12 protein-coding genes are annotated in these 14,198 nt (G+C 71.7%); 9 read left to right on the forward strand and 3 right to left on the reverse strand.

Annotated features, from left to right (window positions below):
- The first annotated feature begins 13 nt into the window (after window positions 1–13).
- The 7 genes from ACIBO1_RS18465 to ACIBO1_RS18495 are packed head-to-tail and all read left to right on the forward strand — an operon-like array spanning window position 14 to window position 8,974.
- Window positions 14–1,039: an ATP-binding cassette domain-containing protein gene (locus tag ACIBO1_RS18465; RefSeq protein WP_396747936.1), complete on the forward strand. Its 1,026-nt coding sequence runs from the start codon at window positions 14–16 to the stop codon at window positions 1,037–1,039.
- The gene (locus ACIBO1_RS18470; RefSeq protein WP_396747938.1) at window positions 1,036–1,830 is read left to right on the forward strand and encodes an ABC transporter permease; all 795 of its coding nucleotides are present in this window, start codon (window positions 1,036–1,038) and stop codon (window positions 1,828–1,830) included. The genes ACIBO1_RS18465 and ACIBO1_RS18470 overlap by 4 nt, the downstream gene beginning before the upstream one ends.
- Window position 1,831: 1 nt before the next feature.
- Complete coding sequence (locus ACIBO1_RS18475; RefSeq protein WP_396747941.1) at window positions 1,832–2,629, forward strand: ABC transporter permease; 798 nt, start codon at window positions 1,832–1,834, stop codon at window positions 2,627–2,629.
- A 1-nt stretch (window position 2,630) separates the two neighbouring features.
- Window positions 2,631–4,229 (forward strand): hypothetical protein, encoded by a 1,599-nt coding sequence (locus tag ACIBO1_RS18480; RefSeq protein WP_396747944.1) that lies wholly within the window; start codon window positions 2,631–2,633, stop codon window positions 4,227–4,229.
- Entirely contained in the window at window positions 4,222–5,109 is an 888-nt protein-coding gene (locus tag ACIBO1_RS18485) for a TauD/TfdA family dioxygenase (RefSeq protein ID WP_396747947.1), read from the forward strand. The genes ACIBO1_RS18480 and ACIBO1_RS18485 overlap by 8 nt, the downstream gene beginning before the upstream one ends.
- Window positions 5,106–7,058: a TOMM precursor leader peptide-binding protein gene (locus tag ACIBO1_RS18490; protein WP_396747950.1), complete on the forward strand. Its 1,953-nt coding sequence runs from the start codon at window positions 5,106–5,108 to the stop codon at window positions 7,056–7,058. Before ACIBO1_RS18485 ends, ACIBO1_RS18490 begins: the two co-directional genes overlap by 4 nt.
- The gene (locus tag ACIBO1_RS18495; RefSeq protein WP_396747953.1) at window positions 7,055–8,974 is read left to right on the forward strand and encodes a TOMM precursor leader peptide-binding protein; all 1,920 of its coding nucleotides are present in this window, start codon (window positions 7,055–7,057) and stop codon (window positions 8,972–8,974) included. Before ACIBO1_RS18490 ends, ACIBO1_RS18495 begins: the two co-directional genes overlap by 4 nt.
- Before the next feature lie 49 nt (window positions 8,975–9,023).
- Here the strand turns inward: ACIBO1_RS18495 and ACIBO1_RS18500 are convergent, their stop codons facing one another.
- The 3 genes from ACIBO1_RS18500 to ACIBO1_RS18510 all read right to left on the reverse strand — a co-directional run bounded on the left by ACIBO1_RS18500 (window position 9,024) and on the right by ACIBO1_RS18510 (window position 11,298).
- The gene (locus ACIBO1_RS18500) at window positions 9,024–9,359 is read right to left on the reverse strand and encodes a hypothetical protein (protein ID WP_396747956.1); all 336 of its coding nucleotides are present in this window, start codon (window positions 9,357–9,359) and stop codon (window positions 9,024–9,026) included.
- A gap of 418 nt (window positions 9,360–9,777) precedes the next feature.
- The gene (locus ACIBO1_RS18505; RefSeq protein ID WP_396747958.1) at window positions 9,778–10,128 is read right to left on the reverse strand and encodes an Lsr2 family protein; all 351 of its coding nucleotides are present in this window, start codon (window positions 10,126–10,128) and stop codon (window positions 9,778–9,780) included.
- Window positions 10,129–10,716: 588 nt separating this feature from the next.
- Window positions 10,717–11,298 (reverse strand): lytic polysaccharide monooxygenase, encoded by a 582-nt coding sequence (locus ACIBO1_RS18510; RefSeq protein ID WP_396747961.1) that lies wholly within the window; start codon window positions 11,296–11,298, stop codon window positions 10,717–10,719.
- Window positions 11,299–11,953: 655 nt separating this feature from the next.
- Here ACIBO1_RS18510 and ACIBO1_RS18515 point away from each other — a divergent pair.
- The gene (locus tag ACIBO1_RS18515; protein WP_396747964.1) at window positions 11,954–13,201 is read left to right on the forward strand and encodes a GAF domain-containing protein; all 1,248 of its coding nucleotides are present in this window, start codon (window positions 11,954–11,956) and stop codon (window positions 13,199–13,201) included.
- Window positions 13,202–13,271: 70 nt separating this feature from the next.
- Window positions 13,272–14,186, forward strand: coding sequence for an aldo/keto reductase (locus ACIBO1_RS18520; RefSeq protein WP_396747967.1), 915 nt, complete (start codon window positions 13,272–13,274; stop codon window positions 14,184–14,186).
- The last annotated feature ends 12 nt before the right edge of the window (window positions 14,187–14,198 follow it).

Here is a 14,198-nt window from a genome sequence, read left to right on the forward strand (position 1 = left end):
CCCCACGACGCCGATGACACCCAGCACCGTGATCGAGGCCCGTGGCCTGACCAAGACCTTCCGGACGCCCGACAAGCAACCGGGACTGACCGGGTCGCTGCGCCATCTCGTCCGGCCGAGGCACCGCTCGCACACGGCCGTGAACGGCATCGACCTGACGGTCGCGGCCGGGGAGGCCGTTGCCTACGTGGGACCCAACGGCGCCGGCAAGTCGACCACCGTCAAGCTGCTCACCGGAATTCTCCAGCCGACCTCGGGACAGGTCGAGGTCTGCGGCATCGTGCCGCACCGCAACCGGTTCGCCAACGCCCGCAACATCGGCGTGCTCTTCGGCCAGCGCAGCCAGCTCTGGTGGGATCTCCAGGTCCGCGACTCTCTCGCGCTGCTGCGCGACATCCACCGGATCCCGCAACGACGGTACGCGGAGCGGCTCGACGAGTTCGACGCCCTGCTCGGCCTGGGGGAGCTGCTGTCGGTGGTGACGCGCCGACTCTCCCTCGGCCAGCGGATGCGGGCCGACCTCGCCGCCGCCCTGCTGCACTCGCCCTCGGTGGTGTTCCTCGACGAACCCACGATCGGGTTGGACATCATCGCCCGCCAGGCGGTCCGCGACTTCCTGCGCGCCCAGTGCCGTAACGGGACGACACTGCTGCTGACCACGCACGACATCGGTGACATCGAGCAGGTCTGCCAACGCCTGATGATCATCGACGGTGGTCGGGCCATCTTCGACGGACCGATCGACGCCGTACGCGCACAGGTCGCCCGGCAACGCACGCTGCACCTGACCCTGGACGCCGACTGGTCCGCCGCCCACGATCCCGACCTGCCGGGCACCCGCCTGTCTCCGGGCACCTCACCGCGACACGTCTCGATCGCCTTCGACCACGCGACCTACGGCGCGGGCGAGATCGTGGCCGCGGTAGCAGCCCGCGTGCCGGTGGTCGACCTGCGGATCGACGAGCCCTCCATCGAGGACGTGGTCCGCCGGGCGTACGCGGGCGAACTCGGTCAGCCGACGGTGGGAAGACCGGCATGAGGGCGTACCGGACGCTGGCCCGGATGGCCTGGTCGACGGTCCTGGTCTACCGGGGCGAGTTCCTGCTGCAACTCGCCGGGGTCGCGGTGCAGACCGTGGCGCTGTTCGCGGTGTGGCGCGCGTTGTTCGCCGCCGACCCCGGCGGCGAGATGGCCGGTCTGACCTGGGAGCAGATGAAGGCGTACCTCTTCGTCGCCTTCCTGGCCGGCACCCTGCTGTCCAGCTTCACCGACGGGCAGGTCGCCCTGCGGGTGCTGGACGGCTCGGTCGCCATCGACCTGCTCCGCCCGATCGACTACCAGTTGGCCCGGTTCGCCGAGACGATCGGCTATCTCGTCGGCGAACTGTTGGTGGTCGCGGTGATGGGCTCGGTGCTCCTGCTGGCGTTCGGCGGGATGCCGCTGCCCGACCCCACCCAGACCGGGCTGTTCCTGCTCAGCCTGCTCGCCATGGTGCCGCTGAAGTTCGCACTGGTCTACCTGGTCGGCCTGGCCTGCTTCTGGACGGGCAACTTCCACGGGTTGAGCATGTCCCGCATCGCGATCACCAACATCCTCTCCGGCGCGCTGGTGCCGATCGCCCTGTACCCCGGCTGGCTCCAGACGATCTGTGCCTGGTCACCGTTCCCCGGCATCGTCTCTACCCCGGCACTGATCTTCCTCGGCCAGGTCCGGGGCACCGAGTCGCTGCACCTCATCGGCCTTCAGGTGCTCTGGGTCGCAGTGCTCTGGATCGGCGCCCGGCTGCTCTGGCGCGTCGCCGTACGCCGACTCGTGGTGCACGGAGGCTGAGATGAACGGGACGATCGAGGCGGTACGGATCTACCGGCGGCTGCTCGGGGCCCACCTGCGGGCCGTCCTGGAGTACCGGGCCGACGCGATGCTCACCATCGCCGCAGCCGTACTCGGCCAACTGGCCGGGCTGATCTTCGTGGCCACGATCTTCCGGCAGGTGCCCGTCCTCGAAGGCTGGACACAGTGGGAGGTCCTCTGCGTCTGCGCGATGGTGATGCTCGCCGAGGGGATCGGCTCCCTGTTCTTCGAGGGCACCTGGCACCTCAGCGGCATGGTCAACCTCGGCGCCCTGGACTACCTGCTGGTCCGCCCGTACCCGGTGATCCTCCAGGTGACCGGCGCGGCGGTCGGCGTCAACGGCCTCGGCAACGTCGTGGTCGGCACGGTGCTGCTGGTCGCGGCCGTCGGACGGACGGACGTGGCCTGGTCGCCGGTCACCGTGCTGTGGGCGGGGCTGCTGCTGGCCAGCGGACTGCTGGTGAAGATCGCCGTCAGCCTGGCCACCAACGCGCTGACGTTCTGGCTGCTGAGCCCGTCGAACTCCGTCGCGGTCAGCGTGCACATGCTCGGTGACCTGGCCCGGTACCCACTGACCGTCTACGGCACCGGCGTACGGGCGCTGCTCGTCGTCGTCCCGGTCGCCTTCGTCGGCTACTTTCCCGCCGCGGCCCTGCTGGACAAGGGCGTCTCGGCCACGATCGGCCTGCTGACCCCGGTCGTCGCGCTGGCCTGCGCCCTCGCCGCCTGGCGGATCTTCGAGGCCGGGCTGCGCCGCTACGAGAGCGCGGGGACCTGAGATGACACCCGAAGCACCGGGCGACGTCGTGGCGCGCTACCTGGACGCGGTCGACGCCCAGACCGGCGCGGCACCCGCCGCCTACCTGCCGCCGCAGGGCAAACGCTACCCGGGCAGCCCGCGTACACCGCTGCCCTGGCCGGGACCGGGCGCGCCACCGCTGACCGACACCGGCCTCGACCGGATCAGCGCCCTGCTGCTGGGCTACGGACCGCGCCGGGTGGAGATGCTGACCCAGGCCGGGATGTCGGCGCTGACCGGCACCCCGTCGAGTGGGCCGACCTTCACCCGCGTCCTGCCCGCCTGGTTCACCCTGCGCTGGACCGTGCCGTCCGGCGGCGCCTACTACCCGGGCGAGGTCTACCTCGTCTGGACCGGGTCCGGGGACCTGCCTCCCGGCGTCTACCACTACGACCACGTCCACCACTGCCTCGAACTGCTGCGCGACACGAACCCCGCCGCCGACGTCGACCGGCTGCTCGGCCCGGCGACGACCGCCACGGCCGGCGCAGAACGTAGCGCTCTGCTGCTGGCCTGCCGGCCGTGGAAGAACGGCAGCAAGTACGGCGCGTTCGGTTACCAGCTCGGCACCGTCGACGTCGGCGTGCTGCTCGGCCAACTGCTCACCTGGCCGCAAACCGGCACCGCCCACCTGGCTCCCGATCCCCGGGCCGCCGACGACCTGCTGGGACTCGACGGCATGCTGGAGACCGTCTACGCGGTGATCGAGATCCCCACCGGCACCACGCCGGACACCCCGCCCGGAGCCGGCACCCCGCCCGGTCGGACCGCGCCACCGGAATCGGTCGGCCTGACCCACGACCGGCTCGTCCTGGCCGACGCCGATTCACACGCGGTGGCCCTGCACCGGGCCGCCTGGGCCGGGACCGACATGCCGCAGCGCACCGCGCCACCACCTGCACCGCAGGCGCCGCCACCACCTGCACCGCAGGCCACGACACCGTCGGACGCGGCCCCGGTCCACCTGCCCGAGGTCACGGCGCTGGACCTGACCGGCGCCGCCGCCGACCGGGCGTCGGCCTGCGACCTCGCCCCCGGCCTGCGCCTGCCGCAGCTCGCCGACGTCCTCGCGTACGCCGGTGGCCACCGGACCACCACTCCCGCCCTGGCCGAGCTGGCCCGGCACCCGTTGCACCCGGCACTGTGGTGCCTGGTCAACCAGGTGGACGGATTGCCGCCCGGCGCCTACCGCTACGACCCCCGACACCACCTGCTCCGGCCGTCGACCGGTGTCGACCGGCCGGGACCGCCCACCACCGTGGTCGCGCACCGCATGGCGACCGCCGGCGTCAGCATCGTCGTCGTCGCCGGGGGAGAGCGACCCATGACCGACCTGACCCCCACGGAGTTCCGCCGACTCCACCTGCTCATCGGGACCGTCGTGCAACTGGCCGCCCTGGCCGCGCAGGCGGTCGGCGCGGCGATCCGCCCGATCGGCGGGTTCTCGGCCCCCGACATCGCCGCACGACTCGGCCTGCCAGCCGGAGACACCCCCGTCCTGCAACTCCTGCTCGGCGCGCCCACGTCGCGTGCCGGACTGCTGGCCGTGGCACTCACGGAAGGAACCACGAATGGATGACCAACGGATCCCGGTGCTCACCGGTCGACCTGCGCCGGAGACGGTCCTGGCGACGGTGGCTCGGCACGGGGCGGCTCTGCTGCGCGACCGCGACCGGCAACGCGAGGCGTTCGTCCGGCTCGGCGACGCGGTGATGTCGCCCCTGCCGTACGACGGCGCCTTCCACGACGAGCGGGACGTCGTCGACGACGACCCGACCACCACCACGGTCACCCGTGGCACCCGAGGGATGCCGCTGCACCGCGAGGCGTCGTACGCCCCGGGCTCACCGGATCTGATGACCTTCTTCTGCGAACGGCCCGCGGCCGACGGCGGGGGTGGCACCACGCTCTGCGACGGGGTCGCGTTGCTCGCCGCGCTGCCCGCGCCGGTGCGCGAACGGTTCACGCAGATGGAGATCATCTGGGAGAGCCGGATGTCCACCGCCGACTGGCAACGGATGCTCGGCACCACCGACCCGGCCGAGGCGCGGGGCGCTCTGCGACGGTGGGAGCCGTACCTGCACCCGTGGGAGTCGATCCACGTCGACGTCACCGACGAGGGGATGACGACCGGCTTCGGGACCCACTGCACACCGCCGACCAGGTTCGGCGCCGTACCCGCCTTCTGCAACTCGCTGTTCATCAGCCGCCCCCGCGACGACGAGTACCACGATCGGCGGCTACGGGTACGGACCCCGGACGGGCCACCCGTCGACGACGACCTCGTCGCCACCGCCGCCGAGACCGCGGCCGGTCTCACCGTCGCCGTGCCCTGGCAGGCCGGTGACGTCCTGGTCGTCGACAACTCGCGGTACCTGCACGGCCGCCAGGCGTTCCAGGACACCGGCCGCACCGTCCTGGTCCGGATGGGCATGCTCGACCGGGCGGTGGCGGCATGAGGGCCAAACTGCGCGACGACCTGATGTACGTGCCCACCGAGGACGGCGTCTACCTGGAGACCGGCACCACCAGCACCGAGATCAGCGGCGGATCCGCGTACGGCCTGATCCGCCGGATCGCCCCGCACCTGGACGGCACCCGCACCGTCGCGGACCTGACCGCCGGCCTGCCCGCCCCGCAACAGCGACTGGTCACCGACCTGGTCACCATGCTCGTCGACCGGGGCATCGCCCGCGACCTGGACCGGGACCCGCCACACGGGCTCCAGGACTGGGAGCTGGACCGGTATCGCCAGGCCATCTCCTTCGCGGAGCACGCCGCCGACGCCCCGCCGCACCGCTTCGAGTCCTTCCGCAACAGTCGCGTCCTGCTGATCGGCGCCGGTCCGGGCCTGGCCGCACTGGTCCAGACCCTGTTCGACCTCGGACTCCGGCGGGCCACCCTGGTCCCGACCGCCGAATCGCCGACCGACCCGGCGGCCTGTCGGCGGATCCTCGACCGCCACCGCGCCGACGACCCCACCGTCGAGCTGGACCTGCGGCCGGACCTCGCCGTCGCGCTCACCGACGACGCTGCGCTCGCCGCCCTGATCGGTACGCACGACGCCGTCCTGCACTGCACCGACCGGCTGATGGCCGGCCGGGCGCTGACGCTGAACCGGGTGGCCCGCGCACACGGCGTCGCCGCCCTGCACGCGCTGGCCACCGGCGGCAGCGCGTGGGTCGGCCCCACCGGCGGCGGGGCCGCCGGCGGCTGCTGGGAATGCGTGGTCTGGAGCCTGCACGGCACCAGCCGCTCCGGCGACGCCCCGTGGCAGGACGACCAGCCAGACCATGTCCCGGAGTACCTGACCGCCCCGGTCGGTGCCCTCGTCGGCACGGCCCTCGGCTTCGGCTACTTCCGGCACGCCGTCGGCGCCGAGACCGTCACCACCAACCGCATGACCCACATCGACCTGGCATCGGCCGTCACCAGCGAACACCTGCTCACCGTCCACCCCCGCTGCCGACCCTGCCGCAGCGACCGATCGGCCGGCGACCTCGCCGAGCGGATCGTCACGGTGACCCGACGTCCGGCGGTCGACGCCGAGACGTTCGCCACCCGGGTGGCCACCCTGATCGACCCGCGACTGGGTCCGGTGCTCGACATCGGCACCGGCCGGCAGTCGCAGACATCGGTGAGCTGCATCGAGGCGACCGTCGCCGACGTGGCCGGCACCGGGACCGGACCGACGACCGTGACCGCCATCGGCGACGACCGCCGCCAGGCGCTCAGCCGCGCCGCGGTGGCCGCCGTGGAGTCGCTCGCCGGGCAGGCGGCCACGGTCGCCGACACCACCCCGACCCGCTGGTGGGACCCGGTCGCCGGGGAGGTCGTCCCGGCAGAGTCCACCGCCGCGCTGCTGGCCGCCGGTCTCAGCTGGACCGAGGCGGTGGGCCGGGCGCTGCTCAGGCTGCGTCGCACGACCGCGACGGCACCGGACGCCGGTCACCTGGCCGACGCACCCTCCGACGCGACACACCCGGCCGGTTCCGCACTGGACCCCGCCGACTGGCCGGAACCGGTCCGAACCAGGGCAGCGGACATGAGCGTCCTCGGGCACGACCTCACCGCCTGGTGTGACACCTCCAGCACGCCGACCGTCTTCGTCGGCACCACCGACGGCTGGCTCGCCCACAGCACCGCCCCGGACACCGCGACCGCCCTCGAACAGGCCATGCAGACGGCGGTCGCCGCCCTCACCGGACGCGAACCGGCCGGTGCGGATGTCGGCCCGGACCTCGGAGCCGGAGAGTGGGACGCCTGGCTCCCGCCACTGCTCAAGGAGGTGGACGCCGCCGGGCAGCGACTTCTCCTGCGGCCGGTCGACCACCTGCCCGACACCCGGGACGTGCTCCCGTTCCTCGTCGAAGCCATGCTCACGCCACGACCCGGAGGCGCTGGATGACCGACACGACCACGCTGACGCACGCCGTTCGCGTCCACGGCGACGGCGCCCTGTTCCAGGCCGTCGCGGACGCGACGGCACCGATCCGGACCGACCGCCCGGTGGACCTGTTCGTCGTCGACGATCAGACCGACCGGGTGCAGGACGCGGCCCGCCGCGCCCACCAGGAGGGACGGGACTTCCTCCCGGTCTACCCGACGCCGCGCGGTGTCCGGGTCGGCCCGTACGTCACGGCCGGGCGACCCGGCTGCCACCACTGCGTACGCGTCCGCGAACGTCGGGCCCGCGTCACCGGGACACCCCAGCGCTCGGCGCTCTGGCGTGCCCTGTACGAGGGATCCGTCACCGCGCCGACCCCCGTCCTCGGGCCACCGGTGCGCACCACCGTGGCCGCGCTGGTCACCGACGAACTCGCGGGGGTGGCACGCGGTGCCACCCCCCGGTGCGCCGGCGCGGTGCTGGAGGTCGGCACCGCCACCCTGACGGTCAGCCGACACCGGTTCATCGCCGACCCCGAGTGCCTGTCATGTGCGACCCTGCCCGACGACGCTCCCGAGGCGGGCACCTTCACGTTGGTGTCCCGGCCCAAGTCGGCGCCGGACAACTACCGCGCCCGCAGCCTCCCCGCCGAGCACGAGCGGCTGCTGGAGACCATGGTCGACGTCGAGACCGGCCTGATCTCGTCGATGACGCTCCACCACAACCACCCGATGATCCTGGCCGCCGCCATCGGCGGCCCGGCCTGCTGCACCGAACTGTCCGGATACGGGCGCACCTTCAGCTTCCCCGCCAGCGTGTCGGTCGCCATCGCCGAGGCACTGGAACGGCTGGGCGGCACCCTGCCCCGGGCCCGCCGGACCCGGGTCCGCGCCTCGTTCCGCGAACTCGGCCCGGACCGCGCCGTCGCACCCCCGGCGCTGGGCCTGCCCGACTCGCCGCCGCACCCCAACGCCGTGCGATACCACCCGGACCTGCCGGTGGAGTGGGTGTACGCGTACTCCTTCCGCCGCGACGGCCCGGTCCTGGTCCCGGAGAGCACCGCCTACTACGGCTCACACGCCACGGCCTTCGGCCTGGAGAGCTCCAACGGCTGCGCGCTCGGCGGCAACCTGGAGGAGGCAATCCTGCACGGCATCTTCGAGGTGGCCGAGCGCGACGCGTTCCTGGCCACCTGGTTCGCGCGGCTGCCGGTGCCCCGGATCGACCCGCTCACCTCGGCGGACCCGGCGACCCGGCTGCTGGTGCGCTGGCTGGAACGCACCACCGGCAGCCGACTGCACGTCTTCGACATCACCATGCCGGAGGGGATCCCCGCGCTCTGGCTGATGCTGGTGGACGAGGACGACCGGGCCGGCGAACCCAAGGCGTTCTGCGGCGCGGGCGCCCACCTCGACCCCGAGCGGGCGCTCTGGTCCGGGCTGGTCGAACTGGCCAGCGTCGCCGACGCCACGAAGGAGATGGTGGCCGCCGACACCACGGCGCCCGACCTGGTCGCCGACTCCGACCTGGTCCGGTCGATGGAGGACCACGCGCTGGTCGCCGCCGCCCCGCAGAGCTGGGACCGTTTCGCCTTCCTCTACCAGCGCGACGAGATCCTCTCGATGGAGACCGCGTTCCCGCACGCGAAGCGGTACCGACCCGCCACCGACCTGCTCGACGATCTGCGCTGGGTCGTCGACCGGTACCTCGACAGCGACCTGGACGTGGTCGTCGTCGAACAGACGGCCCGGGAACAGGCCACCGTCGACCTCACCTGCGTCAAGGTCATCATCCCGGGCACGCTGCCGATGGTCTTCGGGCACCAGAACCGCCGGGTCGACCTGCCCCGGCTCAGGGAACTCCCGGTCCGGCTAGGCTACCGGTCCACGCCGCTTCCGCCCGAGGAGATCAACCCCTACCCGCACCCGTTCCCCTGACCCGCACCGCGACGGTCGGCGGTGACGGCTGATCCCGGCGGGCAACAGGTCACTCCGACGCCTTCGCGGCCCAGTAGTACTGCTTGTGCCCCCTGGCCTTGATCACTGCCACGAGATCCTCGGCGTCCGCGCGGGACTCCGTGCGCGCCACCTCGTACCGGTTGCCGTTGTCGTCCTGTCGCCACACGATCCACCGCGCCGACCGGTCGGCGTCGGCGGTGGCCTCCGGCGGCAGGTCGACCTTCAGCATCGCCGCGCCGACCCCGGTGGGTGCGGCCGGATCGGCGACCACCTCCGGGTCGAGGAAGCTGTCGTGCTCACCGTACTCCGGCGGGTCCGGGTCGGTGGGACGCGCCGATCCGTACGATCGGGTACGTCTGCGCACGGGACACGGCGTCGTGATCGGTGACCGCGCCGACGCGGTCGGTGCGCCGCTCGACCCACACCACGGTGGACGGCTGGGCCTCGTCGCTGCGCATGGGCATCATTGTGTTGCGGCACTGTGGCGGCTGTCATCTAGGCACGCGGCGACACTCGGCCCGATCAGCCGCTGCGGCCGATTGCGCCGCAAATGCGGCGACGACCGTCAGCGACTCCGGTGGCGGACACTTTTTCGTCTTCGCTCCGCCGGCACCGATGGGGAGATCGGTGACCGGACGTCGATGCGATTCATGCACCACCGGTCAGATTCGTGCACGACCGGTAAAAGGCCCGTCACGGTGCGCGTGACCCCGGCGGGCAGAGGCTTCACGGCACCGGAACGAGCGTTTCGTCGAGCCGCGCCAGATGAGCCGTGCGGCCGGTCAGCGACCGGCTTTCGCGTGGTACTCGTCCACGATCTCCTGCGGAATCCGGCCCCGGTCGGAGATGTCCTTACCGGCCTTCTTGGCCCACTCCCGGATCGCCTTGTTCTGCTCCCGGTCGGTGCTGGCGGAACCCTGACCACGGGCAGCCCGGCCGCCCACGACCACGCCGCCGCGACCCACCTTCGTGCCGTGGGCGACGTAGGAGGCGAACGCGTCCCGCAACTTCGCGGCATTGCTGCTGGACAGGTCGATCTCGTACTGCACGCCGTCGAGAGAGAACTTCACGGTCTCGTCGGCGTCGCCGCCGTCCAGGTCGTCGACCAGCTTATGAATGATCTGCTTAGCCACGTCTGAGCACATTCCCTTCCAGTGAGGACAGTTCCGCGAACGTGGTAGTCACAATAGCGCCTGCGTTACTTGCCGCGTCAACGGGATCCGCATAACGGTCCAGGCATTGACCGATCCGATCGTCCGGGCGGATCTGCCCGTCCCGAGAGCGCCGAAAATGTTCGGTGCGGTAAGTGGATGGCGACTATGTGTCGCGGCGAAGAGGTGACCAGTCGCCCGTCGCCGTCGCGCGAATCGGGCTCCGGCCGAGCCGGGTGGTGTTCGCCCGGCTCGGTCCCGGATCGTCGCGAGCGATTCCGGTCGGGCGGGTGCGGTCCTAGCCGTGCGGGGCGCCCGACGCGGCCGACGGCGGTGCTCGGGGCCGGTGCGGTTCCGGGCCGCCGGGTCGCTGCCGCCGCGCGATCGGCAGGCATTCGACCCCGATCTCGCGGAGGGCGACCGGAGAACTGTTCGCGGAGCGGCCGGTCGAGTCGGCGGGGCGAATTCGTGAGAACGCCATTCTCGACTGCGCTCGACGCCGGACGCACCGCTGCTCCGGTCCGGAAGAGGTTCGGACCGGAGCAGCGGCGTAAATGCCGACCTCGCGGATCAGACGATGTTGATGTCGCTGCACCACATGTAGGTCTGGTCCATGTGCGACGCCTTCCAGATCACGAAGAGGACGTGCTGTCCGCTACGGCCGGAGGTCGAGACGTTGAACGAGATGTTCTGCGTCGGCGCGTACCGCCCGGTCGTCTGGATCAGGTCGATGTTTCCCCATCCGACCTGCTGGGTCGCCGGGTTGAACCCCTGCCGGGTCAGGTAGACCCGGAAGTAGTCGGCGCCGTGGCTGGCCTGGTCGTAGAACTGGAGCGTGAAGCTGCGGCTGACGGTGGTCGCCTTCCAGGCGCCCGGCTGGTTCAGGGCGTTGTTCCGGGAGAGGGCGTTGCTGCACAGCTGACCGTCAGGCGTACGAGCCTGGAACTGCCCGCCCAGGCCGTCGCGCAACTGGCTCATCCAGTTCCACATGGTGTCGGGGTTGGCCTGGAAGGCCCGGTAGCACATCGGGTCCTGCGTCTGCATGGCCGGATCCATGTGCCGGTGGCCCCAGTTCTGCCAACACTGGTAGGCGCGGGTCGCCGGGTTGATCACGGTGCCGTGGGCCTGGGCGGCGCCGGCCCAGGGCAGCATCGCGACGACCATGGTGAGCGCCAGGGCGAGTGCCTGGAGAGGTCGGCGGACGACCGACCGGGATTGAGGGGGGTGGTGTGAACGCACGGTGCATCCTCCGTTCCGAGCGCTCCGGGACGGTGTGGGAGCGCTTCCAACGAGTGTTGCATCGAGGGTACCCTATATCAATGATCGTCTATTGAAGTCGATGTTCTGGAGCCGCGACATTCACCCCGGCACTGCGAATTCGTCGATTCGTGTCGCCACTCGTCGCAGGTCGTACGGGGAATCGGATCTTCCCATCGTCCGCGTCGGTCCCGGGACAACTTCCGCAGTCGGGGCGACGGTCCGGCGGACCACCGCCCCGACTCCGGTCAGTTCAGGGAGCCGCTGTCGATCGGGGGATCGCTCGGCGCGCCCGGTCCCACCGGATCGAGGCCGGGTAGACCGGGGGTTTTCGAGGAGCGGCTACGTGCCGTCTTCGCCGCTTGCGTCGCGATCGACCTTCCACTGCGCCGCCGGTGCCTCCGGTACCGAGGCGGCAGCAGGGCCACGACCGGTGAGCGGACGCGTCGTCCCGTAGGTTGATAGCGCACGAACGGGATCGACGGCGAGGGGCGGACCACACATCATGACGGCGGTATCGGGCGGGCGGCCTGCTGCTGCGGGTCCGGCAGTGACCACGCCCGCGGCAGAGGACGACCTGCGTACGTTGTTCGGCCAGTCCATCGCCGTGTTCGCCTCGCTCACCGGGCCGACGCATCTGCTGGAGGCGGCGAACCCGGCCTTCTTCACCACGATCGGCCAGGAACGCGCACGCACCGGGGTCCCGCTGGCGGACCTGATGCCCGAACTCGCCGGTCAGGGCTTCATCGACCTGCTGGATCAGGTCTACCGCGCGGGGGAGTCCTACACCGGACGGGACGTCCGGGTCGTGCTGGGCACCGGCCCGCAGGCTCGGGAGACCTTCTTCGACTTCACCTACGAACCACGCCGCGACACCGACGGTACGGTGATCGGCATCCGGGTGATCGGTGTGGAGACCACCCAGGTCAAGCACGCCCAGTGGCTGATGGCCGAACACCGCGCACTGCTGGAGCAGATCGCCCGTCAGGCACCGCTGACCGAGGTGCTCGACGGGATGGCCCGCTGCATCGAGAACCTCGCTCCGCAGGAGGTGTTCGTCTCGGTCCTGTTGGCCGACCCCGACGGCCGGCACCTGCGCCACGGTGCCGCGCCCAGCCTGCCGGACTTCTACAACGAGGCCATCGACGGCATCGCCACCGGTGAAGGCGTCGGTTCCTGCGGCACCGCAGCCCATCGGCGGCTGCCGGTCGTCGTCACCGACATCGCCACCGACCCGTTCTGGAGCGACTTCCGTCCGTTGGCCGACCGGGCTGGGCTGGCCGCCTGCTGGTCCACGCCGATCCTGGCCCGCGACGGTGGGCTGCTGGGCACCTTCGCGATGTACCACCGCACCCCACGCGTCCCGCAGGACACCGACCTCGCCATCGCCCGGCTGTTCGCGGGCACCGCGGCGCTGGCCATCGAACGCCACCACATCGAGCAGGCGCAGAAGGCCGCCGAGGAACGCGCCGCGGCAGCGCACGACGAACTGGCCAAGGCGATCCGCGCCGAGCGCGAACTCCGCGCCGAGGCCGAGCAACGCGCCGCCGCCGCCGCGGAACTCAACGCCCGGATGCGGTCGGCCGCCGCCGCGCAGGTCGCGGTGCCGCACCCCGATCACTGCCAACTCGGCGGTACGGCCGGATGCACCGCACCGGCCGAGATCAAGATCGCCGACTCCTGGGGCGACGCCGCGTGGGGCTGCCCCACCCACGTCGAGGAAGCCATCATCAACGTCCGTTCGGTCTTCATCGCCAACGAGGAGCTCGGCGGCCTGGCCGCCTACCTGCACCGCTGAACCCGCCGGGCCGGACGGGAACGACCCGGGTGGCGACGACGACGCGCAGCCTGCCGTGTTGGATGGGGTGATGGCAACCATCGCGCGCCTGGCCGCAGGCTCCCGGATCGGGCTCGGACTGGCGGCCGTCGGCCGTCCGGGCTACATCAATCTCGGACGCGCCGCGGACCTGCCGGCCGATCGGACCGTCGAGGCGTTGCGCGCGCGTGCGGCCGAACTCCTCGATCAGGCGTACGCCGCCGGGGTCCGCTACGTCGACGTCGCCCGCTCCTACGGCCGGGCCGAGGAGTTCCTCGCGCACTGGCTGCGGAGCCGGCCGGACGTCGACGACGTGGTCGTCGGGAGCAAGTGGGGCTACACCTACACCGCCGGCTGGCGCGTCGAGGCCGAGACGCACGAGGTCAAGGACCATCGCCTCGCGACCTTCGAGCGGCAGTACGCGCAGACCCAGGAGTTGCTCGGCGACCGCCTCGACCTCTACCAGATCCACTCGGTCACCCCGGACAGTCCCGCGCTGCACGACGTGGCCCTGCACCGTCGACTCGCCGGCCTCGGCCGGCAGGGCGTGCTGGTGGGACTGTCAACCAGCGGGCCGAGGCAGGCCGAGGTCATCCGCGACGCGCTCGGCGTACGCGTCGATGGCGAGCCGCTGTTCCGCAGTATGCAGGCCACCTGGAACCTGCTGGAGCCCAGCGCGGGCCCGGCCCTGGCCGAGGCGCACGACGCGGGATGCGTGGTCATCGTCAAGGAGGCCCTCGCCAACGGCCGCCTCGCCGCACGCGAGGACGTCGGCGACGCGACCGCGCTCGCGGCGGCGCTGCACCAGCCGTGGGCGACGATCGTCCTGTCCGGAGCCGCCACCGGCGACCAACTGGCCTCGAACCTGCGGGCGCAGACGCTCACCGTCGACCCGGCCCAGTGGGCGGAACTGGAGATGCCGGCTGACCGCTACTGGCAGGAGCGCGCCGCGCTGCCCTGGACCTGAGGCCGTCGAACG

Source organism: Micromonospora sp. NPDC049903 (assembly GCF_044460945.1).
Taxonomy (GTDB): domain Bacteria; phylum Actinomycetota; class Actinomycetes; order Mycobacteriales; family Micromonosporaceae; genus Micromonospora.

Coding starts and splice junctions, on each gene's coding strand:
- ACIBO1_RS18480 (WP_396747944.1), top strand. CDS start 2,631: ATGACACCCGAAGCACCGGGCGACGTCGTGGCGCGCTACCTGGACGCG.
- ACIBO1_RS18485 (WP_396747947.1), top strand. CDS start 4,222: ATGGATGACCAACGGATCCCGGTGCTCACCGGTCGACCTGCGCCGGAG.
- ACIBO1_RS18490 (WP_396747950.1), top strand. CDS start 5,106: ATGAGGGCCAAACTGCGCGACGACCTGATGTACGTGCCCACCGAGGAC.
- ACIBO1_RS18465 (WP_396747936.1), top strand. CDS start 14: ATGACACCCAGCACCGTGATCGAGGCCCGTGGCCTGACCAAGACCTTC.
- ACIBO1_RS18495 (WP_396747953.1), top strand. CDS start 7,055: ATGACCGACACGACCACGCTGACGCACGCCGTTCGCGTCCACGGCGAC.
- ACIBO1_RS18510 (WP_396747961.1), bottom strand. CDS start 11,298: ATGCTGCCCTGGGCCGGCGCCGCCCAGGCCCACGGCACCGTGATCAAC.
- ACIBO1_RS18470 (WP_396747938.1), top strand. CDS start 1,036: ATGAGGGCGTACCGGACGCTGGCCCGGATGGCCTGGTCGACGGTCCTG.
- ACIBO1_RS18475 (WP_396747941.1), top strand. CDS start 1,832: ATGAACGGGACGATCGAGGCGGTACGGATCTACCGGCGGCTGCTCGGG.
- ACIBO1_RS18520 (WP_396747967.1), top strand. CDS start 13,272: ATGGCAACCATCGCGCGCCTGGCCGCAGGCTCCCGGATCGGGCTCGGA.